22 protein-coding genes and 1 tRNA gene are annotated in these 24,722 nt (G+C 55.7%); 13 read left to right on the top strand and 10 right to left on the bottom strand.

Annotated features, from left to right (window positions below; genetic code table 11):
- Positions 1-164: 164 nt before the first annotated feature.
- The 5 genes from JAO32_RS13375 to JAO32_RS13355 all read left to right on the top strand — a co-directional run bounded on the left by JAO32_RS13375 (position 165) and on the right by JAO32_RS13355 (position 6,549).
- Positions 165-761, top strand: a complete 597-nt coding sequence (locus JAO32_RS13375; protein ID WP_334241184.1) for a hypothetical protein — start codon at positions 165-167, stop codon at positions 759-761.
- A gap of 23 nt (positions 762-784) precedes the next feature.
- Positions 785-1,450, top strand: coding sequence for a response regulator transcription factor (locus JAO32_RS13370; RefSeq protein ID WP_334241182.1), 666 nt, complete (start codon positions 785-787; stop codon positions 1,448-1,450).
- A 3-nt stretch (positions 1,451-1,453) separates the two neighbouring features.
- Entirely contained in the window at positions 1,454-2,875 is a 1,422-nt protein-coding gene (locus JAO32_RS13365) for an ATP-binding protein (protein WP_334241179.1), read from the top strand.
- Positions 2,876-3,166: 291 nt separating this feature from the next.
- On the top strand, positions 3,167-3,763 hold the full coding sequence (locus tag JAO32_RS13360; protein ID WP_334241177.1) for an acid phosphatase: 597 nt from the start codon (positions 3,167-3,169) through the stop codon (positions 3,761-3,763).
- A gap of 56 nt (positions 3,764-3,819) precedes the next feature.
- The gene (locus JAO32_RS13355; protein ID WP_334241176.1) at positions 3,820-6,549 is read left to right on the top strand and encodes a TonB-dependent receptor; all 2,730 of its coding nucleotides are present in this window, start codon (positions 3,820-3,822) and stop codon (positions 6,547-6,549) included.
- A gap of 94 nt (positions 6,550-6,643) precedes the next feature.
- Here JAO32_RS13355 and JAO32_RS13350 read toward each other — a convergent pair.
- Positions 6,644-6,720, bottom strand: a tRNA-Arg gene (locus JAO32_RS13350).
- Positions 6,721-6,755: 35 nt separating this feature from the next.
- Complete coding sequence (locus tag JAO32_RS13345) at positions 6,756-7,967, bottom strand: PQQ-dependent sugar dehydrogenase (RefSeq protein ID WP_334241174.1); 1,212 nt, start codon at positions 7,965-7,967, stop codon at positions 6,756-6,758.
- A 67-nt stretch (positions 7,968-8,034) separates the two neighbouring features.
- Here JAO32_RS13345 and ispG point away from each other — a divergent pair, with 67 nt between their 5' ends.
- Positions 8,035-9,279 (top strand): flavodoxin-dependent (E)-4-hydroxy-3-methylbut-2-enyl-diphosphate synthase, encoded by a 1,245-nt coding sequence (gene ispG / locus JAO32_RS13340; RefSeq protein WP_334241172.1) that lies wholly within the window; start codon positions 8,035-8,037, stop codon positions 9,277-9,279.
- A gap of 70 nt (positions 9,280-9,349) precedes the next feature.
- On the opposite strand, the gene JAO32_RS13335 is transcribed toward ispG, so the two are convergent.
- Positions 9,350-10,354, bottom strand: a complete 1,005-nt coding sequence (locus JAO32_RS13335) for an LLM class flavin-dependent oxidoreductase (protein ID WP_334241170.1) — start codon at positions 10,352-10,354, stop codon at positions 9,350-9,352.
- 65 nt (positions 10,355-10,419) lie between these two features.
- Between JAO32_RS13335 and JAO32_RS13330 the strand changes: the two genes are divergently transcribed.
- Entirely contained in the window at positions 10,420-11,382 is a 963-nt protein-coding gene (locus JAO32_RS13330) for a 2-hydroxyacid dehydrogenase (RefSeq protein WP_334241168.1), read from the top strand.
- Positions 11,383-11,989: 607 nt separating this feature from the next.
- Complete coding sequence (locus JAO32_RS13325) at positions 11,990-12,838, top strand: MBL fold metallo-hydrolase (RefSeq protein WP_334241167.1); 849 nt, start codon at positions 11,990-11,992, stop codon at positions 12,836-12,838.
- Positions 12,839-13,126: 288 nt separating this feature from the next.
- Here the strand turns inward: JAO32_RS13325 and JAO32_RS13320 are convergent, their stop codons facing one another.
- Positions 13,127-13,984, bottom strand: coding sequence for a glycoside hydrolase domain-containing protein (locus JAO32_RS13320; RefSeq protein ID WP_334241165.1), 858 nt, complete (start codon positions 13,982-13,984; stop codon positions 13,127-13,129).
- 249 nt (positions 13,985-14,233) lie between these two features.
- Positions 14,234-15,121 carry a LysR family transcriptional regulator gene (locus JAO32_RS13315; RefSeq protein WP_334241163.1) on the bottom strand — a complete coding sequence of 296 codons (888 nt, stop codon included), beginning with the start codon at positions 15,119-15,121 and terminating at the stop codon, positions 14,234-14,236.
- 120 nt (positions 15,122-15,241) lie between these two features.
- On the opposite strand from JAO32_RS13315, the gene JAO32_RS13310 reads away from it, so the two are divergent.
- The 3 genes from JAO32_RS13310 to JAO32_RS13300 all read left to right on the top strand — a co-directional run bounded on the left by JAO32_RS13310 (position 15,242) and on the right by JAO32_RS13300 (position 17,286).
- Positions 15,242-16,012 (top strand): glucose 1-dehydrogenase, encoded by a 771-nt coding sequence (locus tag JAO32_RS13310; RefSeq protein ID WP_334241161.1) that lies wholly within the window; start codon positions 15,242-15,244, stop codon positions 16,010-16,012.
- A gap of 102 nt (positions 16,013-16,114) precedes the next feature.
- The gene (locus JAO32_RS13305; protein WP_334241159.1) at positions 16,115-16,894 is read left to right on the top strand and encodes a carboxymuconolactone decarboxylase family protein; all 780 of its coding nucleotides are present in this window, start codon (positions 16,115-16,117) and stop codon (positions 16,892-16,894) included.
- Positions 16,891-17,286 carry a (R)-mandelonitrile lyase gene (locus JAO32_RS13300; RefSeq protein WP_334241157.1) on the top strand — a complete coding sequence of 132 codons (396 nt, stop codon included), beginning with the start codon at positions 16,891-16,893 and terminating at the stop codon, positions 17,284-17,286. The genes JAO32_RS13305 and JAO32_RS13300 overlap by 4 nt, the downstream gene beginning before the upstream one ends.
- 101 nt (positions 17,287-17,387) lie before the next feature.
- Here JAO32_RS13300 and JAO32_RS13295 read toward each other — a convergent pair whose 3' ends face one another.
- The gene (locus JAO32_RS13295) at positions 17,388-18,296 is read right to left on the bottom strand and encodes a LysR family transcriptional regulator (protein WP_334241155.1); all 909 of its coding nucleotides are present in this window, start codon (positions 18,294-18,296) and stop codon (positions 17,388-17,390) included.
- 42 nt (positions 18,297-18,338) lie between these two features.
- Here JAO32_RS13295 and JAO32_RS13290 point away from each other — a divergent pair, with 42 nt between their 5' ends.
- Positions 18,339-19,244, top strand: a complete 906-nt coding sequence (locus JAO32_RS13290) for an SDR family oxidoreductase (protein WP_334241153.1) — start codon at positions 18,339-18,341, stop codon at positions 19,242-19,244.
- Between the two features lie 328 nt (positions 19,245-19,572).
- Positions 19,573-21,060 (top strand): SulP family inorganic anion transporter, encoded by a 1,488-nt coding sequence (locus JAO32_RS13285; protein WP_334241152.1) that lies wholly within the window; start codon positions 19,573-19,575, stop codon positions 21,058-21,060.
- A gap of 27 nt (positions 21,061-21,087) precedes the next feature.
- Here the strand turns inward: JAO32_RS13285 and JAO32_RS13280 are convergent, their stop codons facing one another.
- The 4 genes from JAO32_RS13280 to JAO32_RS20075 form a co-directional block, all read right to left on the bottom strand.
- Positions 21,088-22,071 carry an epimerase gene (locus JAO32_RS13280; protein ID WP_334241149.1) on the bottom strand — a complete coding sequence of 328 codons (984 nt, stop codon included), beginning with the start codon at positions 22,069-22,071 and terminating at the stop codon, positions 21,088-21,090.
- 43 nt (positions 22,072-22,114) lie between these two features.
- Positions 22,115-22,792, bottom strand: a complete 678-nt coding sequence (locus tag JAO32_RS13275; protein WP_334241147.1) for an HAD-IA family hydrolase — start codon at positions 22,790-22,792, stop codon at positions 22,115-22,117.
- 170 nt (positions 22,793-22,962) lie between these two features.
- A complete protein-coding gene (locus JAO32_RS13270) occupies positions 22,963-23,523 on the bottom strand; it encodes a TlpA family protein disulfide reductase (RefSeq protein ID WP_334241145.1) in 561 nt (186 codons plus the stop codon).
- A 128-nt stretch (positions 23,524-23,651) separates the two neighbouring features.
- On the bottom strand, positions 23,652-24,710 hold the full coding sequence (locus JAO32_RS20075; protein WP_443082597.1) for a hypothetical protein: 1,059 nt from the start codon (positions 24,708-24,710) through the stop codon (positions 23,652-23,654).
- Positions 24,711-24,722: the final 12 nt, after the last annotated feature.

Here is a 24,722-nt window from a genome sequence, read left to right as displayed (position 1 = left end):
CTTTAGCCATAAATTAGAGGCCCATTTCATACCAGCGCTGGAACGTCAGATTAACGTCGCAAGCGGAAATTCACAGCGTTTTCATCTTGCAATAAAGCCTGCTCAGTTCTTCTTGAGATGAAGATCCCTGAATCTGGTGATCCGTCTCACCCTGGAGTTTCTGCATGCGTGTCACGCGTGTGTTGGCGACATTCGCCTTCGCCATGCTTTGGTCTGTCTCTGCTTTGGGCCAGTCCCATGACTATCTGGCCAACAATGTTCTGCTCATCGTCCGTCACGCTGAAAAACCGGACAAATCAAACAAGTCAATGGATAGCCATGGTCTTACGCCGCAAGGCGAGGCACGCGCCAAGGCTTATGTGAACTATTTCCAGCACTTCCATGACGGTGATCTCTCCTTTGGAGTGGATGGTCTTTATGCGGGCGCCGACAGCGAGGAGAGCATGCGGCCTAGGCTTACGCTGGAGCCGCTGCATAACGCTACCGGCATGCCGCTACACAGCGATATTGGCACCAAGGACAATGCGCTGCTGGTGAAAGAACTGCGCGAGAACCCGCATGGAACACATCCACTGGTTTCCTGGCGCCACGGCCAGATTCCCGCATTATTGGAGGCCTTCGGCGCTTCGAAGACCCTGATCCCTGATGGCAAATGGCCGGACGATGTCTACGACTGGGTGGTCGTCCTGTCGTTTGACGCTGATGGCAAACTCACTTCGCAACGGCTGATCCATGAGGACCTGAAGATCGCGCAACGCTAAGAGCGACGATCGCGGTAACCGCCATGAACATACTGGTCATCGAAGACGATACGCGGATTGCAGCACTGGTGAATCGTGCGCTGCGTGAAGAAGGCCATCGTGTCAGCATTTGCTATGACGGACACGAAGGCGAAGAGTGCCTGTTAAACGGACAGTTTGACGTTGCGCTGTTGGACATTCTTCTTCCCGGCATCGACGGCTTTACTGTCCTGGAGCGCGTTCGCCGCAAGCTGTGCAAGACACCCATCCTGATGCTGACAGCGGTGGACTCAGTACCCAAGATCGTGGATGCTTTCGATCGCGGCGCAGATGACTACCTTGTGAAGCCATTCATCCTGGAGATCCTGCTGGCTCGCGTTACGGCGCTTGGCCGTCGCGTTACCCGCGAAGATCCTCCTGCACTTAGTGCTGGCGACATCGTGCTGGATCCGGGACGACGCGTTGCTATTCGCAATCGCAAAGAGATTGCTCTGACACGCAAGCAGTATGTGTTGCTGGAAACTCTGATGCGCCGCAAAGGGCTTGTTACTTCGCGTGAGCAGCTAATTGAAGCTGGTTGGGAGTATGCAGCCGATGTGAAGGAGAACACGCTGGATGTATATATCCACGGACTGCGCTCCAAACTTCAGGTAGACCACACGGTGATCCGTACGGTGCACGGCGTTGGCTACATCTTTGAAGAGGCATAGGTAATGCTTTCGGTGCGCGCAAAGCTCGCGCTGCTGTATTCGCTAGTCATGTTCACGGGGCTGGTGCTTTTCGGCATGCTGACGTATGGCCTGCTGCATTATGAACTCATTCAGGCCAAACAAACGCATCTGGAAGGGCGAGAGGAACGACTCATCAGCCTTCTGAAAACGAATGAGGCATCGCGCACGCAGGCCAGCATCATCGAGCAGTTGAAGAATTATGCATTGGTGACGCACGAAGGCAATCTCTTCCATGTGCGTAATGCCGATGGTTCGTGGATGTTTCCTGCGGATCAAGCAGGACCAGATCTGCCGCAATCAGAGGGATGTGAACGCCCAGCCTACAGCAAGGTCACTCTCCAGGGTGGACCGGTATTGGTGCTGTGTCATGTCATGTTGCTGAAGGGGCAACCGGTGCGCCTCTACATCGGTGGCGCGCTGGATGAAGAAGCCATCATTCTCAGCAAGTATCGCAATGCATTGTTCCTTCTATTGCCCGCGCTGCTGATCGTGGCATCTGTTAGCGGATATCTCTTGAGTCGCCATGCGTTGAAGCCGGTGGATCGGATTACGCGGGCTGCGTTAGAAATTGGCGTGGGTAATCTCTCAAAGCGATTGCCTGTGCCCACAGCGCGTGATGAAGTGCAGAACCTGGTGATTGCATGGAATCAACTGCTGGCAAGGCTTGAGGCTGCGGTGCTGCGACTGAGTCGCTTCTCCGCAGATGCTTCACATGACATTCGTACTTCCATCACTGTGATGCTTGCGACGGCGCAGCTCTCATTGATTCGTCCACGCAAGGAAGACGAGTACAGACATGATCTTGAGAAGATTGTCACGGAGTGCCGCACAGCTACTACATTGCTGGATGCACTGTTGACATTGGCGCAGAGCGACAACTTCATCAACGAAGTGCAGTTCAAGCGCGTGGATCTGTCAGAGTTGGTTGTAAGCGGATGCAGGCGCGTAGAAGACCTTGCTGAATCCTGCAGCATTTACCTTGATTGGCAACTCCCGGAGCAATCGATCAGCGTTAACGGCGACGAGGTTTTATTGCAGCGCCTGCTTGGCATTCTTCTAGACAACGCGATTCGCTACACACCACAGCATGGCGAAATTCGCGTCGAGGTGTCCTGGAGCGGAATGCGGCCACGCGTCACAGTGCGCGATACCGGTGTGGGTATGCCAGAGAGTGTGCGTGCGCATGTCTTCGACCGCTTCTATCAGGCGGATCTGCGTGAAGGGAAGTCGCGTGCAGGCAATGGTCTCGGGCTTTCCATCGGAAGATGGATTGCTGATGCGCATGGCGCAGATCTGGCGGTAGAGAGCACTCCACTTCAGGGGTCCACCTTCCACATCGATTTCCCAGAGGCAGACGACCTGCCTGTCTCCACCGAAGTAACGATGGAGCTGTCTCAATTCTGAAAAGGCTCTGAAGCAGACCTGAAATCCATCTGAATTTCAACAGAAATGCGCATTTGCGTTGCCTTCAGAGGGGCAAATTCACAGTCCTGCAATGGTTTTATCTCTGTTCTTTCAAAAAGCGCCCCTAGTCTCGCCCCTGTTATGACTCAATTCAATCGCTTCACGGCTGCTATGGGCCTCCTCTTTTGTGCGTCCCTCGCAGCGCAGCAGGTCCCTACAGCTCCGCCTCCTCCGAAGGCAGTAAAGACTTCGCACTTTCTCCTTGGCTCCACTTTGGATGTCAGCTTGATCGTGGAGCATCCTCCGACAGATAACTCGGCAACGACCGCGCGAGAGCTGGAGCAACTGCACAAGCTGGAAGTAACTCGCACGCCGCAGGATGTGCAGGCAGCCAAAGCAGATGATGTAGAGCAGGATATTTTCATCTACCGCAACATCTTCGGTAGTGGATTCACAGCGGAAAATCTGCCGGTGTTGGCTGCGCTTTCCGCAGATGTTCACAACGAGGAAGGTGTGGCGAGCACGCCACTGAAGAACGCATTCGCGCGTCCGCGCCCATACCAGTTGGACAGCACGCTTCACCCTATTTGCAAGGTCACTACCGAACACAACTCCTATCCCAGTGGCCACACACTCTCCGGCTATCTGCTGGGCTACACGATGGCTTACATCGCTCCTGACAAGAAGGACTTGATCCTGGCGCGTACGGATGCCTACGCACAGCATCGGCTGACCTGCGGTGTGCACTATGCCAGCGATCTTGTGGCGTCTCGTGAAATAGCGTCTGCCATGTTCGGTGCCATGCTTGCCAATCCCGTATTCCGCGCGCGACTGGCTGCAGCTCAGCAGGAGTTGCAGCAACGACTCACAGTAACGGCATCGCGATAAGCGCGCGCCACTGTTCTTACAACCAGCTTTTAAACAGCATTCCTCGGAGGTTACGGATGACGAATCGAAAGACATTCTTGCAGTGCGCGCGAGCACCACTGTTTGCTTTCAGCGCAGCATTCCTGGTCACAACACACATGGCCGTTGCGCAAGTCGCTGCGTCCATCACCGGTACGGTTCTGGATGCCAAGGGCAATTCCATTCCGCACGCTACCGTTAATATCACCGCTGAAAATGGTGGGGCGGTTGCGCGCAGCACGACGACGGATGCTCAGGGGCAATTCAGCGTTACAGGATTGCCGTATGGCCACTATCGCGTGGAGGCTGTTTCCACTGGATTCACTTCCACGGTGAAGACTGGCGTGGAAGTAGCTGGAAACTCGGCAACTGACCTTTCCATGACACTCAGCATCGGGTCTGTCGCGACCGAGGTAAATGTTGAGGCAGACGCGACACACTCGATCGCAGCTGAACTCGCTCCCATGGATACACCGTTGGACGCGCGCTCTGCGCGCACTGTAGTCACACAGCATTTCCTTCGCAACTTCACGTCGCCTGTAGCTGACTTTGGCGAGGCCGTAGCGATGGCCCCGGGTACCTTCACAACCAATGGCAATGGCGTTGGGCTCGGACAATCGAGTACGTACTTCCGCGGTTTTCCTGATGGAAACTACGACATTGATTTTGACGGCATTCCTTTTTACGACACCAACACTCCGACCCATCACTCGTGGGCATTTTTCCCGTCGCAGTTTCTCGGCAGCATTGATTTCGATCGCAGCCCCGGTTCAGCTTCCACCATTGGACCCACGCCGTTTGGCGGATCCATCCATCTTTTGTCGAAGCCCGTATCCCCGGTCAGCAACATCCGCGGCAGTGTTGCTTATGGCTCGTTTAATACGCAGCTGTACAACTTCGAATATGACTCGGGCGGCCTGCTACCTGGTAAAAAGCTGAACTTCTCCATTGACGTGCATCACATGCAGTCTGACGGTTACCAGACCTTCAACCATCAGACGCGTAATGCTGGTTCCATCAAGGCGCAGTACAAATTCTCAGACAAGACGTATCTCTCTGGCTTCTCCGGTGTGATCTGGCTGGATGCAAATACGCCGAACTTCAACGCAACTCGCTGCCAGATGTATGGCGCGCAGACTGGCTATACCTGCACCGGAACGCTCGCGCCCTTTGCTGGCTCTGGAATCAACTTCCTGCTTACAGATAACTCCGATCCGGTTAATTATCTGAACAATCAGTACAACTATTACCATGTACCCACAGATTTTGAGTATGTGGGACTTCATTCAGAGTTTGGGAAGAACTTCATTCTGGATGTGAAGCCGTATACCTATAACTACGACAACGGCGAAAAGTACTCCAACGCTACGCCGATCACGCATCAGACAACGATCAATGGCTCCAAAACCTATAACGGCATGACGATTGCGCCATGCAATGTGCAGGTGGTGAAGAAGGGAGTCAGTGCGCTTCCTTGCGGTGTGGATAAGTACAACAGCTACCGCAAGTATGGAGAGACTTCTACGTTGAGCCAGGTGTCACGCTTTGGAATCCTACGCGCGGGCATGTGGTATGAATGGGCTGATACCAACCGCCATCAGTTTCCCTCTGACCCGTTGAACAACTGGGCCGATCAGCCGCTCTCAAACTTCAACGAATCCTTCTGGACGAATTCATACCAACCATATGCGGAGTATGACGTTCATGTAACCCGCAAATTCGATGTGACGGCGGGAACGAAGTTCGCTCACTACAACATTCAGACAAAGCAGTATGCCGACAATGGCAAGACAATTGGAGGCCTGGGAACAAATAATCCGAATTCCTTCATTACAAACTCGGGCTCTTACTCTGCATGGCTTCCTTCCATTGACGGCAACTACAAACTCAGCAACAACTGGTCTGCCTATGCTCAGCTAGCCACAGGAAGTGTGGTGCCTCCAAGCAAGGTCTTTGATTACCAGCAAAGTGCAACGGGAACGCCCGTGAAGACACTGCCGAAACAGCAACGTTCCACGACCTATCAGTTCGGTAGCATCGTCAAGCTGCGGCACGTGACCTTTAACGCGGATTTTTATCACACGCGTTTCCAGAACAGCTATTCGTCCACACTGGATCCATCGGGCGAGCCGATTTACTTCCTGCAACCCAGCTCTATCACCAAAGGCTTTGAAGCAGAGAGCAACATCTACATCGTGCATGGACTGAGCGTGTATCTGAATGCAACGGTTGGCCGCGCCACCTACGTGGGTAATCTCGCAGTAAGCTGCACTTCAGGAACCACCGGATGCACCTCGTCTACACCGACTCTAAACCTCACTGCGCCTTCCGGCCTATGGGTAGCGAATACGCCTTCGGATACGCAAACCGAAGCTGTGACCTATCAGCACAAAGGATGGGATGCAGGCATCTTTAACAAGCGTGTAGGAACGCTGTATCAGGACAATGGACAGTACCACAATCAGGCGACCATTAATCCCTTCTCCGTAACGAACCTGTTCTTCAACTACACCATCCGCAATGGTGGACGATTTGATCAGACGAAGATTCGCCTGAGCTTCAATAACCTGTTTGACCAACACAGCATTACGGGCAACAGCATTGCAGGCACCGCACTGACGCAGAACATCGCGGCGAACGGAACCACCTACGTTGACCCGTTCAACACTACTGGACAAACGCCGATTAACGGTGGCGACAACATCAGTGTTCTGCCGGGCCGCAGCGTTATGCTCTCGGTTACGTTCGGCCTGTCGCCAAAACGCTAATCTCGTTCCTCACTTCAGAGCTGCGGTGTCTTGCAGACACTGCAGCTCTTTTCTTGTCTCGCAGACGGCTTATTGATTGGAATGAGAGATTTGGTGGTGACCCGGGCAGGAGTCCAACCTGCGACCTTCGCCTTAGGAGTGCGCTGCTCTATGCAACTGAGCTACCGGGCCACGTCTCGCTAGTGTAGCTGAATCATTCCAGTAATTTAATGACCCCGGGAACGGAAGACCACGTAAATCGCACCCAGTAGATCATCCGTTATGAGGTAGCGATCGTTGTCGAGCCGCATGATCCCACACGGGCGTCCTATGACGTGGGACCGTCTAGTGGAGGTTTCCAGGAAGCCCGTCATGAAGTCCTTCGCTTTCCAATCGTTTTCTGTGACGGAAATCACACGGTAACCTGTACCAATCCGAGGATGACCTGCGCCGTGCAGGGCGATCAGATACTCCCCATTCGCAACCTTCTCCACGCCGAGCGGCGAACTGTGAGCGGCAAAACCGGTGAGGGGGACTTTCACAGCTGCGCAAGCTCCCAGCGTTTTGCCTAGCTCCGGGTCTGGATGAATCTTTCCACCCTCGACATAACAAGCCGGCCATCCCACATCGATCGGTTTGCCTGACGTGAACGCTGCAACAATCTCGTCTGCTGAGAAGCGCAACAGGGTATCTTCAGGAGCTTTATCACCTAATTGGTCATCGCCCATGTTGGTGGCCAGCAGGCTGGAGGAAGTCTGATCCCAAAGCAGTCCCACAGCGTTGCGGACATTCTTCACCACGATCCTGCTATGGCTACCATCCGGATCCATAACGCTGATGGTGGCTCGTACAGCTTCCTTTTCAGCGCATGCGTTGCAGGACGATCCAACAGATACAAACATGCGCGGCTTACCTGCAATGGTGCCAAACTCAACGGTGCGAGTGAGATGCCAGCCACCATATTTGTAGTCCAGACCATAGTCGGGATAATGCGCCAATACCTCCGGCGCGCTGGATGGCTGCACGTCGCCTGATTTGTATCGGTAACGAACCAGTCTGTCTGTCAACGCCACATAAAGCCAAGTCTGTCCGCTGGCATCGGTGAAGAAGGCAAGGCTGTTCGGGTTTCGCAGATTTTGCAGATATGGGATCGCACGTGTGAAGCGGTTCTCAGTAGGTTCCCAACCATCGAGGATGAGAACCTGTCCGCGCCGGTTGTCGGTGCGATTGAACATGTCCGTCGCAAAGATGCGACCGTCCGGCGATTTCGTTAGAAAGCGAACCCTCTTCAACCCGTCCAATGCGACTCGCACATCGTATCCGGCAGGCAGGTTCAGGGTGATCGCCTTGCCATTGGCTTGCAATCGATGTGGAACCATCTGGCTTTTTGCCTGAATGATCGACAGCAGGAGGAGGACAACCGTTACGGTTCGATTCATATGGGAAAGGGACTCAGTTTAAGGGGGTGCGGGTTGCCGCTTTGGTAAACTTAATGCTGAGGTTCCCATGCCCGAAATCACCCGCCGGAAGGCCGTCACCGTCAAGATTGGCAACGTTCGCGTCGGCTCTGACGCTCCGGTTGTCGTGCAGTCGATGACCAACACCGACACGGCCGACATCGAAAGCTCAATTCAGCAGATTGCCGCCCTTGCCCGCGCTGGCAGCGAGATGGTGCGCGTTACCGTTAATAACGACGACGCCGCGAAGGCGCTGCCTTACATCGTGGAAGGCATTCGCAAGAAGGGTTGGGAAACGCCCATCATTGGCGACTTCCATTACAACGGTCACCTGCTCCTCGCCAAGTATCCGGACTGTGCGCAGGCACTGGCGAAGTACCGCATCAATCCTGGCAACGTCTCGATCGGCCGCAAGGACGACGACAACTTCCGCACCATGGTGGAGGTTGCAGTGAAGTACCAGAAGCCCGTTCGCATTGGTGTGAACTGGGGTTCTCTGGATCAGGCTCTTCTGACGAAGATGATGGACGAGAACAACCGCTCGGCCAATCCTCTGCCGGCGCGCGAGGTCATGCTGGAGACGATGGTTCGTTCCGCGTTGGACAACGCTGCCGCGGCTGAGCGTTACGGGCTGCGTCGCGATCAGATCGTTCTCTCTGCGAAGGTCAGCGGTGTGCGCGACCTGATCGATGTATATTCCGAACTCGCCAACCGTACCGATCATGCGCTGCACCTTGGATTGACTGAGGCGGGTATGGGCATGAAGGGAACGGTGGCCTCCACGGCTGGTCTGGCTCCGCTGCTGCTGAAGGGCATTGGCGATACGATCCGTGTGTCGCTTACACCGACGCCCGGTGGCGACCGTAGCGAGGAAGTGCGTTGTGCGCAGCAGATCCTGCAGGCGCTCTCCATCCGCAGCTTCGCACCGCAGGTTACGAGCTGTCCCGGCTGCGGGCGCACCACATCGACCTACTTCCAGATGCTGGCGGAGCAGGTGCAGAACTACATCACCTCGTCGATGCCGGAGTGGAAGGTGCAGTATCCAGGTGTGGAGGAGATGAAGCTGGCTGTGATGGGTTGCGTGGTCAACGGACCCGGCGAGTCCAAGCATGCCAACATCGGCATATCGTTGCCGGGTACGTTTGAGGAGCCCAAGGCACCGGTCTACATTGACGGTAAGTTGGCCATGACTCTCAAGGGCGATCACATCGTAGACGAGTTTAAGGTCATCCTGGACGACTACGTGAAGAGCCACTATGGCAAGGCGCAGATCGAGGAACTGGTCTCCGCGTAGTTCGCTTACCCATAAACATATACACAAAGGCGCATGCTTTCTGCATGCGCCTTTGCTATTGCTGCTCCAACTATTCGGGGAGCGTGATCTCCTTCGCCACGTCTGCGAGTATCTCGTAGGAACGCAGGCGATCGGCCTGCTCGTACGTGTCGGTTACGGCAAAGATCTCGTCCACGCCGAGCCAGTCCACGGTGCGCTGCAGCCGCTGTTTTACAGCTTCGCGATCGCCTACAACAGCAAGTGCAAGCCGCGCTGCGATAGCATCGGCTTCGGCTGAGGTCCATAGGCCTGCCATGGAGTCCACCGGGGGGCGTACCTCGATGGGCTGGTTGCGTATCAGGGACAGGAAGCGTTGCTGCGGCGTGGTGAGTAGCCGTTTGGCATGTGCTTCGGTGTCGGCGGCGATCACCGGCAGGCCAACCATGGCGTATGGCTTGTCCAGCACGTCTGATGGTGTGAAGTTGCGGCGGTAGAGTTCCATTGCCGGTTCCACGTATTGCGGTGCGAAGTGTGCCGCGAAGGCGAAGGGTAGGCCGAGATGTCCTGCCAGTTGGGCGGAGTAGCCGCTGCTGCCTAGCAGGGTGATGGGTACGTGGGTGCCTTCACCGGGGACGGCGTGGACGATCTGTCCGGGCTTGGGGTCGCCCAGATACTGGCGCAGTTCCGCTACCAGGTCAGGGAAGTCGTCACCGCTGCTGGTGCGGCGGAGGGCGCGCATGGTGGGCATGTCCGAGCCGGGTGCTCGGCCAAGGCCGAGGTCGATGCGGTGGGGATACATCGATGCCAGTGTGCCGAACTGCTCCGCGACGACTAGTGGCGCGTGGTTGGGCAGCATGATGCCTCCGCTGCCGACGCGGATGGTGGATGTCTTATCCGCTACATGGCCGATGAGGACGGCTGTTGCCGAACAGGCGAGTCCGCGGATGCTGTGGTGTTCTGCCAGCCAGAAGCGTTTATAGCCAAGGCGCTCTACGAACTGCGCCGTCTCCACGCTGCGGGCGATGGCGTTGCCAGTGGATTCGCCGGGTCGCATACCAACCAGATCGAGTACAGAAACCTGTAATTGCCTGCTCATGGATATTGGATGATGCTTCGATGGACATCGAACCATAGCCTGAAATGCGGTGATAATGGAGCGATATGACACGCGCCAAAGCCTTCCTGAGCCGACCTTTACCCGCAACCGTTGAAGCTGCTATTGCGACACACTTCGATGTCGTTCGTGCGGAAGAGGATCGAATTCTTTCTGCGGCTGAGATGGTGGAGGGGGTACGGGGTTGCCGTGTGGTGTTCGTGTCGGCGATGCAGCCGATGGGGCGTGAGGTGATCGCGGCGTTGCAGCCGGAGCTGAAGGCTATTGGCACGGTGTCTGTGGGGTATAACCACGTGGACCTGGAGGCTTGCCGCGAGTATGGCGTGAGCGTGTTCTACTCGCCGGGTGTGTTGTCCGATGCGTGTGCTGATCTGGCGGTGATGTTGGTACTGAACGCTGCGCGTCGTGGGCATGAGGCTGAGGCGCTGGTGCGCAGCGGCAAGTGGACCGGCTACAGCAACGTGCAGTTGCTGGGTATCGGATTGACTGGCCGTCGTGCGGGCATTCTTGGCATGGGCCGGATCGGGCAGGCGATTGCTGCGCGTCTGCGCGGGTTTGGTACGGAGATTCACTACCATAACCGTCGTCAGCTCTCTGCGGCGGAAGAGTTGGGTGCGACTTACCATGCGACGGCAGAAGATCTATTGCGCGTAAGCGACTTCCTTGTGCTGTGCGCGCCGGGAACGCCGGAACTGCATCGCTTCCTGAACCGCGAGCGCATTGCGCTGCTACCGGAGAATGCTGTGGTGGTGAATGTGTCGCGCGGAGACACGGTGGATGATGATGCGTTGATTGAGGCGCTGCGGTCTGGTCGCGTGTTTGCCGCAGGTCTGGATGTGTATGCGAATGAGCCTGCGCTCGATCCGCGGTATATCGATCTGGAGAACGTCTTCCTGACGCCGCATATCGCCAGCGCTACGACGGACACTCGTCATGCGATGGGGATGCTAGTTCTGAATGGGATTCTTGCCCGTGAGGCTGGGGAAGCGCCGGAAAATCAGCTTTGCTAAGCGGAGGGGTCCCCCTCCCCCCTGTTTTCCTAAAATCGTCTTTCTATTGGGGTTATAGTTCTATTGGCTGTAAAATCGTCTGTCCATTGGGTTTAGGGGCAAAATCGTCTTTCTAAAGCTTTTAGCTATTGGCTTTTCGCTCCTCGCTATTTCCTTGTTTCTATTTTAGGAGGTTTTGGGAAATAACATGCCAACTGTATTTCTTTTGGTTTGTTGGAGTTGAGTGGTATAGGGGATTGACAAGTGCTTTGTGCGGTTCTCGACGCCGTCGGCTTGAGGCCAGCCATGGTCGGGCTGTGAGCGCGCGGAGCGAAGCGTCATGCTCCTTTGAATGCTGTTGACCGCGCGGTTTGTTTCGAGACCTTTACGGCGGGGCTGAAGCCCTGCCCTTCCGAAGCTAAGGGCGTTTGTCGGGACTAATCTCTCAACTGACCGGTTTCCACCTGAATGTAGGATGCGGTCATGTACCTGCCGACCGAAGAGATAATCTCTCGCTACAGTTGCGGATAAGGCCACTCGTCCCATATTGCAATTTCGTTGTGCCTTCTGTGCCTTTGCGAATCCGGGACACGGCGTCTTTCATCCATAGCGTGCTATGGCCAAAAATATGCAAGCGTCGCAGTCTTATGCACTGTACCGCAAGAATCTCGGCGATTCAGTCATCTCGATGATCGTCGATGGCACAGAGACGTTCTCTTTCGACATCCTCAGTAAGAACATCACGATTGATGAGGCAGAGGAATTACTTACAGCGGCTGGTCTGCCGCCAACCCCAATCATGCCCGTGAACGCATACCTGGTACAAAACGGCCAGCGCAATATCCTGATTGATGCTGGTGATGCGAACTGTATGGGCTCAGGAGGGAGATTGCATGCGATCCTCGCTGCCGCGCGGATCGCACCATGTTCCATTGACACGGTCTTACTAACGCATGCTCATCCCGATCACATTGGTGGCTTGATTGCACAGGACGGCTCTCCGCTCTTTCCGAATGCAGAACTTGTACTGCATTCAGAAGAGTTAGATTTCTGGGGAAACTTAGAAAACTTCCACAAGTTTCCGCACTTGCTTGGCGTTCACACGCTCGCCTGCAGAACTTTTCAGGCCTATCGCTCTGCGATTCATCCAACAACAGGAGGTCCAGTCGCCCCCGGGATCACTCTGCGACACCTCCCCGGGCATACACCTGGGCACAGTGGGTACTTCATTGAATCAGCAGGCGAAGGCGTTCTAATCTGGGGGGATATCGTCCATTGGCCGGATATTCAGATTCCGCGTCCCGAAGTCACTCTGGCTTTCGATATTGACCCCGGCTTGATGATTGAGACACGCAAAGGCCTCCTTCGCGAGATCGTGAGTGAAAACTTGCTGGTCGGGGGAATGCACTTGAATCTGCCGGGATTCATCCGACTTTCGAAGCACCGGGACAGCTACGAGATTCACGAAGACAGCTAGCAAAGCCTGGTTGCGTTGGCTCTAGCCGTTGAAGTAAACGTAAATCCTCATGAGTCGACTTAGCGCCAGGAAAGCAGATTCCTTTGAGAATGACAGCAAGAAAGGCAAAGACAAAGCAGCATCGGTAACGACAGGTCGGCATAGCGGAAGTAATGAGTCCGCTTCTACGAGCGCATTGGCGATCTAGCTGCGATCCAGCCGGGGCGCTTCCGCTGGGCGTCTGTCGGGAGCAATCCGTTGAAGTTGTAGAAAAAACGACTCTTAAGGATTATGAGACACGACCAAATGTCAGCGTGCTTCAGAAGGATCACGGACTTGTGCAACGTCCAAGTCGAGCGGCACTCCCGGCAATTCTGGAACGTAGCAATTGCCATCGTTCGCGTAAGTCTTCATAAATGCCTGAGTGACCACGGAGCGTCTAGGGCTTTGAGAATACTGCCACGCGATCGCCCCTTGTGTCCCGCTCGCAGCTAACGGAGGAGGTGTCACTGTGCAACCGTTCGAAGGTGGGGTGCTGTCCTGAGCGACGAAAAGCGCGATCGGATGAAGATGCTTCGCAGACACAGTATCCTTGATGTTTTGTGCGGTCGTGATCGTCTTTCCGGGGCCGTCCGGCACCGGCTGGCCACTTACATAAGCGCCCGCTCGAAAGCCCGCGGTGGTCACCCTTTCCGTCCACGCGAATAGATAGGCAGCTTGCTCTTGGAGCAGACGCCCTCCTTCTTCTTGATCGAGAAAGAGGATCGTTCCCGCAGGAAAGCCTTCTCGCTTGGCAGCTTGTACCGCATCTTTTGCGTCTGTCATGCCAAGTGTTGTGGCGGAAGTCCCGCTCTTCAGGCTCGCCAAAATCTCCTTATCAAGCTTGCCGTTCCATAGAACGAGAAAACCGAAATTGTGAGATCTGAGGACGACACGTTTGCCTAGCCAGCTGTTCGATTGCGTGCCCGGCGGATTGTTGAGCCAGTAACCGATGAAGGAGAAACGCTTCGCGATTGCCGATAGCGTGTCGTCGCCCGGGTAGAGGTTTCGATCAAGTCCCAGGTAATTACCGTTGGCGAGTCTGGCTGATCCCAGAGCTCTACCGCCGGTCTGTGTTGACGATGAACATGAGAAGATGCTGGCAATCAATAAAGGAATGACGCGCACAAGCTTTGACCTCATGGCCATGAAAACTCCTATGGGGGGCACATTGTCCTATATGGACGGGCCGTTTGCGATTCTTCCCACGAATGATAGCCCATCTTATGTGGCAAGTGGCCGATGAACACCAACCTCCGCAAGACGCAACGATGATTAATACCGATATGTCGGCATGTCGGAAGTGACTTCGATTGGTGACGCTATCGGCGTTTCTCGTTACTAATCCTCGTTAGCCAACGAATCACGCCATTGACCTTAGCCAGACACCCGAAGTGCCCTAATCAGCGCCGCGAGGGCTGCTGGCTGGTTTCTTCGGCTGGGGTAATAGAGAAAATATCCGGGAAAAGAAGGACACCAATCCTTGAGCACTTGAATCAACTTGCCGCGCGCAAGGAGATGTTCGAGTGTGGCTTCCATGGCAGTACCGATACCTACACCGTCTAGTACGGTCCGGATCACCAGATCGGGATCGTCAAACGATGCCGGACCCTCGGGGCTTACCGTGAGCGCCTTGCGTCCCTTCTCAAATTCCCATCGATACAATCCGTTGCTGAAGCGGAAGCCGATGCAGGAGTGATCCCTGAGATCCTGTGGCGTTCTTGGGATGGGGTTTGACTCGAAATAAGCGGGCGAGCCGACCACTGCGAGACGCATCTCAGCCGTGACGGGTACGGCGATCATGTCCCGCTGGATGAATTCACCCAACTGCACGCCGGCATCGTACCCTCCGGCGATGATGTCGACCGGGTCATTGGAGGACGTGACTTCGAGTACGATCTCCGGATAAGCACGGGCGAAGCTCGCTAGCTTAGGCAGGAGCACCATCTCGATGGCCGTGCGGGGAAGGATGAGGCGAATGCGGCCTGCCGGACGATCCCTCTGCTGCATGGCCTCCGCGACGGCAGAGCCGATGCGTTCGAGTGCGGGAGCAAGTTCCCTGAGGAGCGCTGTTCCCGCAGCCGTGGCTGAAACACTTCGAGTGGTTCGCGCGAGCAGTTGAACGCCCATGCGTTTTTCAAGGCTGCCGATGGCATGGCTAAGTGCCGACTGAGACAGACCTAGCTTCGTGGCTGCCCGTGTGAAGCTTCTCTCTTCTGCGACGGTGGCGAAGGCAGATAACTCTGCTAAATCATTCCTGGCCATTCATGAATGATATGCATAACGGTTTGCCGCCGTAAATGATTTTTCGATGAGTTACGCCCATCATACTTTCTGTGGCACATGAAGTTGGCCCTGAGCGTCAGGCTCACGAAAAGGAGAGGAATGATGCATATTTCATTTGAGAACAAGGTGGCACTCGTGACGGGAGCCGCATCCGGGCTGGGACTAGCTACCGCCAAAGCTTTTGCAAAGGCCGGGGCTGCCGTGGTGCTGGCGGATTGGAACGAGAAGGAAGTTCAGGCGGCGGCGAAGGACCTTTCGGATGAAGGCTACAAGGCCCTCGCCGTTACGTGCGACGTTTCGCAAGACGCGCAGGTAGAGGCCATGGTGAAGAAGACGGTGGCCGAGTTTGGACGGTTGGACGCGGCCTACAACAACGCGGGCATCCAGAACGTGCTGGCAGAGACGGCGGATTCCCCGCGGGATGACTATGACCGCGTGATGGGCGTGAATCTGCGGGGCGTGTGGAGCTGCATGAAGTTTGAACTGCAGGTGATGCGCGAGCAAGGCAGCGGTGCGATCGTGAACTGCTCTTCTCTTGGCGGGCTCATTGGTGGAAATCAACGTGGCACGTATCACGCGGCCAAGCACGGTGTCATTGGGTTTACGAAGAGCGCGGCGCTGGAGTATGCGACGCGCGGCATTCGCGTGAACGACGTTTGCCCGGGGATGATCCAGACGCCCATGTCGGACAAGATGATTGCCGAGGGGCAAGGGCCTGAGCTGGACAAGATGCTGCAGACGTTTGTGCCGATGAAGCGGCTTGGACGCCCTGAGGAGATTGCCGATGCCGTTCTCTGGTTGTGCAGCGATATGGCGAGCTATGTGACGGGACAGTCCATCTCTGTCGATGGTGGATACGTGATGCGGTAGTCGAGGCCTCCGATGGAACGACGGACTTTCATCCATTTGAGTTCGGCTGCTCTGGCGGCGACATGCCTGGGAGTAGTACACGCCCCGGCAGAGGAGAGAGATATGACGGAATCGAAGAAGCCGGAGGCGTTGACGTATGACGATGTGCGCGCAGTGTCTCCCGCGCTGGAGTACTACACGAAGGCGACACTGCTCGATGGACTGTGGAAGCGTCCGGAGCTTTCACCGCGGGATCGAAGCGTGGTCACGGTCGCAGCGCTTATTGCTCGCATCCAGTCGATGGAGTTCAGGTTTCACTTTGGGCTGGCGCTGGAGAACGGCGTTCAACCGGCGGAACTGTCTGAGATCATCACCCATCTGGCTTTCTATGCAGGATGGGGGAATGCGATGGCAGCCATAGTGGTGGCCAAGGACATCTTCCGTGAGCGTGGCATTGGAACGGATGAACTGCCAGCGGCCAAAGGTAAGCTACTGCCGATCAATGAAGAGATGGAGAAGCAGAGAGCGACACAGGTTGCTGGCAACTTCGGCACGGTTTCTCCTGGACTCGTACAGGCGACGACGGACGTGCTGTTTCGCGATCTATGGCTGCGGGCTGCTCTGGCTCCGCGTGACCGCAGCCTGGTCACGGTGAGTGCGTTGATTGCGAATGCACAGACGGCACAGATTCCGTTTCACCTGAATCGGGCGATGGACAATGGGCTGACACAGGCAGAGGCTTCGGAGATGCTGCATCATATCGCTTTCTATGCGGGATGGCCCTGTGCGATGTCTGCCCTGCCGGTGGCGAAAGATGTTTTCGAGAAGCGACAGAACAAGGCTCCAGAGGCTGCGAAGGCGGGTGATGGACAAAAACAAAGCAGTCGGGAGACAGCACAATGAAGATTACTCGCGCAGGCTCCATCCCTTCCATGGTTGGACCGAAGGACTGGTTCACAGGTAACGTTCGCGTCGATTCGCTTTTCCCGGCGGACGGTGGACGGCACTCCAATGGCGGTGTCGTGACGTTCGAACCGGGCGCACGCACTCGTTGGCACACGCATCCGGCGGGTCAGACCATCGTGATCACGCAAGGGCTAGGCTGGGTGCAGAAGGATGGAGAGTCGATCCAGGAAGTGCGGCCAGGAGACGTTGTCTTCTTCGAACCCGGTGAAAAGCATTGGCATGGAGCGTCCGCCCAGGTGGGCATGACGCACATTGCGATCACCGAAACCGTGGATGGCAAGGCTGTGGACTGGCTTGAGGCTGTGTCTGAGGAGCAGTACGCAAGGTGAACTTTCGCGCGGGTCGAGTCCGGGAATGGCTCGCGTCGTTGGATACTCCTCATATGTCGGCTTGTGGGAAGTGATCATTCCTGGCTACAAGGGCGTTCTCGTTATGTATCGCTGCTTTCGGAATGCTTTCGAAGATATTCGAGGAATGCCCGTAACTTGGGTGATGCACTCAGGCGGGAAGCGTACACAGCGAACAGTTCTACGGCATCAGGCTCCCATTCCGGCAGAATCCGTACAAGATGTCCTGCGTCGACGTTTGACTGTCCGATGGATTGTGACAGTTGGGTGATGCCGGCATCAGAAATGGCGAGCTGCAGATTCAAAGATGGATCGGTAAGGCTGAGATGAGACTCGATACGAATTGTTTCTGTCAGACTTCCTCTTCGTAAACAAATTTTCACGAAATCGGCTGGCTCTCCATGCGCACCGCAATTTGTACTGATGAAGCGATGAAGGCGTAGATCGGAAGGCGTTTGCGGCGCCCCATTCTTTGCGACGTAGCCGGAGCCAGCGTATAGGCCAAGCGAGATTTTCCTTAGAGGCATGACCCACATCGTCGAGTCATCCAATGGTCCCTGCCTGATCGCCAAATCCAATCCCGATTCGTTCGGCATCGGCGTACCCTGGATGATTTGCAGGCTGAGCTTCATCCCCGGATATTCATTTAGAAAATCTGCCAGGAGCGGAGCGAGCACAAACCGAACGAAAGCCGCAGGAGCGCCTATGCGCAACCGGCCCCTCGGTTTGCTGTGCATCGCGTTGATCGCAAGATCGGCTTGTTCTGCTTCCTCAAGAACGCGAAGGCATTTTTCAAGAAAGATCTCGCCTGCTTCCGTGAGTGCGACGCGGCGGGTGGTGCGTTCCACCAAACGCACGCCCAGTCTTGCCTCAAGGCTTGTCAGCGCGCGGCTCACGACAGACTTTTGGGTCCCCAACTGGCGAGCTGCCAACGTGAAGCTTTGCGCCTTTCCCAGTTGAGCAAAGAACTGAAGCTCGTTGAGATCCACCATGATTGTTCTCCATTAGGAACAGAGTGTCTCAAATCATGGTAATTGTTCGAGAATCCGCAGCTCTGTTGCCTACCTCTAAACGGCTGTTCCACCAAGGAGGAGCAACGAATGTATCTCGTAACAGGTGCCACAGGAAATGTCGGAAGCAAAATCGCAGAAGGCCTACTCAACCACGGAAAACAGGTGCGACTCTTTCTGCGAAATCCGGACAAGTATCAACCATTGGCCACGCGAGGCGAGGTTTCGGTGGGTGATTTTACGAAGCAGGAAACATTCCGGCCTGCCCTAGAAGGAATCAAGGCCGTGTTCCTCATGAACCGTGGCCCCGATCAAAACGGCTTCGCGAAATTTGTCGATACCGCACGAGAGTCGGGAGTCGAAAAGATCGTCTTCCTCTCAACCCTTGCGGCCGCAGATCCTTCCTTGACAATCGGAAAGATGCACAAGCAACAGGAAGACATCATCCGGGAATCAGGAATGACCGCCACGCTGCTCCGTCCCGGAGGCTTCATGTCGAATACCTTTGGCTGGATCGGGTCGATCAAAGCGGAAGGCAGAGTCTACAACGCCATGGGAACGGGAAGATTCGCTCCAGTCGCTCCGACGGACATCGCTGCGGTAGGAATTCGCGCACTGACCGAAGAACTGACAGAGGAGATATTGAACATCACGGGCGATGAGTTAACGACGGTAGCCGAGCAGGTAGGCATTCTTTCGGGTGTCATCGGCAGAAAACTGGAGTGTATCGACCTGTCCGAAGAGGAGGCTGTGCAGGCGATGGTTAAGGGTGGACTTCCGCAGTTTCTGGCTGCGGCCGTTGTGGAGTCATTCCGTGATATTCGTCAAGGCGGGACCGCACCCATGTTTAACACGGTAGAAAAAGTGACGGGACAGAAACCTATTGCTTTCAGAACGTGGGCGAAACAGAACGAATCCCGATTTGTATGATGGACCGCACTGCAGCCTGGCCAACATCCTTTCTTAACTCCAACTGATGCGTGGAAGGAATTGGAAAGGCCAGGCTCGATGCTGGTTGGTGCCGATATGTCGACACAAACGAGCGCATGTGATGAGACGTGTTTACGGGCTAATTCCTAAAGCCTGCGGATGATGCGACGCTTTGTCATAAAGGCCTGTACGTTATCCTTGAGTTACGAGCGCGACCCGTTATTGGATACCGCAGCCACCGAGAAGAGCAGCAAACTATCACCACAACAATGAAGCAGGCATCCGCCCGCGCGCGGATACTGTGCTGATTTGTGGAAAGCAATATCTGTTGAACATCCGAATCATCCGGTCAGAGGTCCTTGCGGGCCTTACGGCCGCCTTGTCGCTTGTGCCGGAAGTTGTCGGCTTCTCGCTTGTGGCGCACGTTAACCCACTTAACGGTCTTTACGCTGCCTTTATCCTCTGCCTGATTGCTGCGATTTTTGGTGGTCGGCCGGGAATGATTTCCGGAGCGGCTGGCTCTATGGCTGTTGTGTCGGCCGCGCTGGTTGTTCAGCACGGTATTGAATATCTCTTCGCCACCATTCTTCTTACCGGCATTCTTCAGCTACTCTTCGCAGCGTTTCGTTTCGGCAAACTGATCCGCATGGTGCCGCATTCCGTCATGCTGGGTTTTGTGAATGGCCTGGCGATCATCATTGCTTCTGCGCAGTTTCAACATCTGCGAGAGCGTATGCCGGATGGTAGCCAGCACTGGCTTCCGCTTTCTTCACTGGGCACAATGTTTGGCTTGATTGCCGTTACGGTGATTGTGACGGTCTTGCTTCCGAAGCTGACGAAGTCCTTTCCATCTGCACTTGCGGGCATATTGGCAGCGACTGCATGTGTGCTGGCTTTCGGTATTCATACGCGAACCGTTGGTGACCTTGCCTCAATACGAGGCACACTTCCGAGCTTTCATCTGCCAGCCGTTCCTTACACGATGGCTACTCTACTCATCACGCTTCCGTATGCCTTTGTGCTTGCCACCATTGGTCTTGTGGAAACACTGCTCACGCTGAATTTGATTGATGAGCTTACCGATACTGTTGGCGAACCCAATCGCGAGTCGATGGCGCAGGGACTGGGAAACATTGTGGGATCGCTTTTCACGGGCATGGGTGGCTGCGCGATGATTGGGCAGTCCATGATCAATCTCAACTCTGGTGGCAGACGCCGTCTCTCCGGCATTGCAGCAGGTTGTTTGCTTTTGTCTTTCATCCTGGCCGGGTCGCGCCTGATTGAGCGTATTCCACTTGCTGCGCTTGTGGGAGTTATGTTCGTGGTTTCAGCAGAGACGTTTCATTGGAAGAGCCTGCAGAACTTCTTTCGCATCCCGAAACACGACACTGCTGTGATGCTGATCGTTACGCTGATCACTGTCCTTACGAATCTTGCGACTGCTGTCGTTGCAGGGATCGTTATCGCAGCGCTTGTGTTTGCGTGGGATCATGCACAGCAACTTGAAGCTGACATCGTTGAAGAGAACGGTTCCAAGACATACCGACTTCGCGGTAGTCTCTTCTTCGCTTCGACAGCTCAATTCACTGCATTCTTTCGTCCGAAGACCGATCCTGCCGACACGTATCTCGATTTCGATCATGCGAGGATCATGGATTCGTCAGCTCTTGAGGCGATTGAATCAATCGCTAAGCGTTATCGAGATGCAGGCAAGATGCTCCATGTTCACGGTCTTAGCGAAAACTGTGATCGTCTGCTGCGGCGCAAAGATGGTGCCGTGAGCATTTCGTCCATGCCTGCTTATGACGAGGTTTAGTTTGTCGTTGCACGCGCGTGATGTTCTTCAGGTTGCTTGCAGACGGGCGGCGAGGTCTTTGGCTGCGGATTGCCAGTCGGGGTAACGGAACTGGAAGCCGTGTTTCAGAAGAAGTGCGGGTGCTACCCAGCGGCTTTTGAAGACGAGCTCTGGTTCAGTGCGGATCGCCCATAGTGCGGGGCGCATGAGGAGCTCTGGTGCTGGCAGGCCAATGGGCATGTGCCATGCTCGGCGAAGTGTGCGCATGAAGCGGCGATTGATGGGCGCTTCGGGAGCGGCGAGATTGATGACGCCGCTGGTTTCTTCTGTGATCTCTGGATGTTTGAGGAGAAGGTTGATGGCACGTACGAAGTCGAGTTCGTGCATCCAGGAGACGTGTTGTTCGCCTGAGCCTTGTGTTCCACCGAGACCGAGACGTGCGATGCGCGAGAAGACGGCGAAGACGCTGCCGGGGCTGGGCGACATGACGAGTGATGTGCGGAGCGCTACGCGGTGGGTGTTCGGCAGTGTTTCTGCGAAGAGAGCTTCTTCCCAGCGTGCGCCAACGTCGACGGAGAAGGAGTAGGTTTCCGGGAGTGAGGCTGGTTCGCGTGTGCCGCGTTCGAAGGGGCGGTCACCGAGTTCACCGTGAAACTCGTCCTGCGCGTGATCGTATGCGTCGCGATAGACGGTGGCTGTGGAGGCGTTGAGCCAGATGCGCGGTGGTGTGGGTGAGGCTGCGATGAGACGGCCGAGAAGTTGCGTGGGCAGGATGCGTGAGTCGAGAATTTCCTTGCGATGTTTGGGCGTGTAGCGCGTGTTGACGATGCGGCCCGATAGACCGATGACGGCGTCAGCACGATGCAGTTCGGAGACCCACGGGCCTTCCGTGATGCCGTCCCACTGGAGTGTTTGCCAGGGCGCAGGGCTTGGGTTGCGAGAGAGGACTGTGACCTGATGACCGGCTTCAGTGAGATGACGAGCGAGGACGCGACCGACTTGTCCGCTGCCGCCAGGGATAAGGATGCGCATGTCCTTATCCTATGGGATGAGCGGTCTTGATTTCGGGAGTTAGTTAACTTACTTTATGGTCGTCAGCGATTACGAGTGACACTTCGAGTTGGTCACCTTGCGGAACGATCGACACTGAGCGGAAGTCCTGTACTAAAAACTCATGTTGCAGTTGCGTTGCTGGCACGGTTGTTAACAGTCCTACAACCTGCATGCCTGCGCGAAGCGCTGCGTCGATGCCGGGGCGTGTGTCTTCAAAGACGAGGCAGTCTTTGGGCTGCACGCCGAGTATTTCGGCGGCCTTTAGAAAGCCTTCGGGGTCTGGTTTGCCCTTGCTGATTTCGTCGACTGGTACCAGAACCTCTGGCATTGGTAGTCCTGCAGCGCCCACGCGAATTGTTGCTAGCCTTCTCCAGGCTGATGTGACGATGGCCCACGGATGTCCTTGTACCGCTTTCACAAACTCCGTGGCGCCGGGAATGGCGATTACACCTTCCACGTTCGTTTCTTCGTGAACGGCAAGCTCGGCGATGTCCGCCGCATGATCCTGCCCGGGTCGGAAATGCTCCATCGTTGCTGAGCCGGGGCGTCCGTGTGAGAACTCGAGGATGGACTCAAGGTGCAGTCCGTGGCGCGCGGCCCATATGGCCCAGCCTCGTTCGACGACAGCAGTGGAGTCTACGAGTGTGCCATCCATGTCGAACAAGATAGCCTTGCACCAAATCGTTACGCGTTGTTCCATTCTTACGTTTGCTCCTCACACGGAGAGTTCCAGCGGAACGCTCTTGTATCAGCGTGAGCGATGTGAGCCATTCTGTCCAATGGGTTGTCGGTAGGTGCCCAACTTGTATGGTGCCGCTAAGGGAGCCAGTGACTTCCGTTAAGAGCGTTTATCAGGATCTGTCTTACGAACTAGTCTGCGCGGGCCTTCAACCCATTGATGAAAGCAAGAACACTTGGGTCATTCCAATCAGCCCCGCCTGCATGCTGGGCGGCAATCCTGCCGTCTTTTGAATAGAGGAAGGTTGCCGGATACTGATGAAAGTACATTGAAGGAGGAATGTCTTCATCGCGTGTAACGAAAAACGGCAAAGAGTAGTGTCCAAGACGCGCGTAGTGTCCCACGCGTTGCGGCGTATCAAGCCGGGAGACGATCAGAAAGACTACCTCTGGATCATGCTTGTATCGGTCGTATAGAGACTGCACGGTGGGCATCTCTGCTACACACTGAATGCACCATGTTCCCCAGAGATCGAGAAAGACCACTTTCCCTTTGTAGTCGCTTAAGTGTCGCTCTTGCCCATCGAGTGTTTGGAATGACAGGTCCGGCGCCGGTAACGAGATAGCGACGAGTCCCGGCGACCGCGATTCGACATTTCGACGGACGACGCGAAACACGAAGAGCCCGGCCAGAGAGGCAAGGACACACAAAGCGATAAACACGCCGCCTATCCACTTCCACGCTCGTTTCATGCGCTCGTCCTGGTTAACGCCGAGATTCTGATGGCTCTTGCCGATTCAGCTTATCAGTCCTGTGAAGTCGGCTGATGGAAAGTGAGTGGCCTTGCTCACATGCAGTTGTTGAACAAGGCCTCGTTTAATTAGAAGCTGTAGCGGAGGCCGCCTTCGATGCGTCGGCCGTTGTCGCCTTGCGTGGCGCGGCCGAAGGTGGGTGAGCCTACTACGCTGCCTACGTTGGTGACGTTGAGGTGGTTCAGCACGTTGGAGCTGCGGATGTTGGCTGTGAGCGATTGCGGATGTTCTGCCTTCGCGTTGTGCGTGAGCTTGAAGGTGCGCTGCAGATTGGTGTCCAGATAGAAGGTCCAGGGCTGGATGCCTGCGTTGCGACCAATGGTGGCGCCTGTGCCTGAGGTGGCGAGCAGGCCATACTGCGTCTGGTAGGCGCAGTTGGATGCGATGGTGGCAGTGCAGATAGGCGTGCCAGTGGAGGCGAGGAAGGGACGGTCGTTGAAGTTGCCGTCACCGTTGTTATCAAAGCCGGTGGTGAGATTGAACGGTGTGTCGCCCTGTGCGTTCATGTTGGCGCTGAGCTGCATGGCGTAGGGTAGTTTGGCGGTGGCGTTGCCGAAGACTTCCCAGAGAGCATTGCCGGTGCGGCGGGCAAATTCGCCGGCGTTGGAGCCAGTCTTCTGCGGTGTGTAGAACGGGTCGTCGTTGGTGTTATCGATGATGTTCACACGAACGCTGCCGAGTGAGAACTGGACGTACTTGAAGGTCTGGTTCGACAGGCCAAGGAAGATGACGTTGCCGTAGCCACGGCCATTCGATTGCCACTGCAGGATATTGACGTTCTGCTGTAGAGGACGCGGGCCGAGCGGTTGGCCGTTGAGTGGCGGATTGATGTTTTGCGAGCGCGTGTAATGCCACATCTGCGCAATGTAGTAGTCCGCGGAGATGCTCCAGTTTTTGCCCATGGTGTGGCTGAAGCCCAGGTTCTGAATGCTGAAGAACAGGTTGGGCATGTGCGGTTGGATGTTGCGGATGGACTGCAGCGGCGTGGAACCTACGAATGGGTTGCAGGTATTGGGATTGAAGACGCCGGAGCAGGTGGGTGAGTAGATGAGGCTGGTGGTGCGCTGGACGCCATCGTTATCCAGCAACTGCGCGTAGCTGTGTGCGGAGAAGCGGCCGGAGAACATGCCTGCGTGAGC

This window comes from Terriglobus sp. ADX1 (assembly GCF_036877645.1).
Taxonomy (GTDB): domain Bacteria; phylum Acidobacteriota; class Terriglobia; order Terriglobales; family Acidobacteriaceae; genus Terriglobus.
Note: the sequence above shows the minus strand (reverse complement) of the source record. Positions and strands in the feature narration are given on the sequence as shown.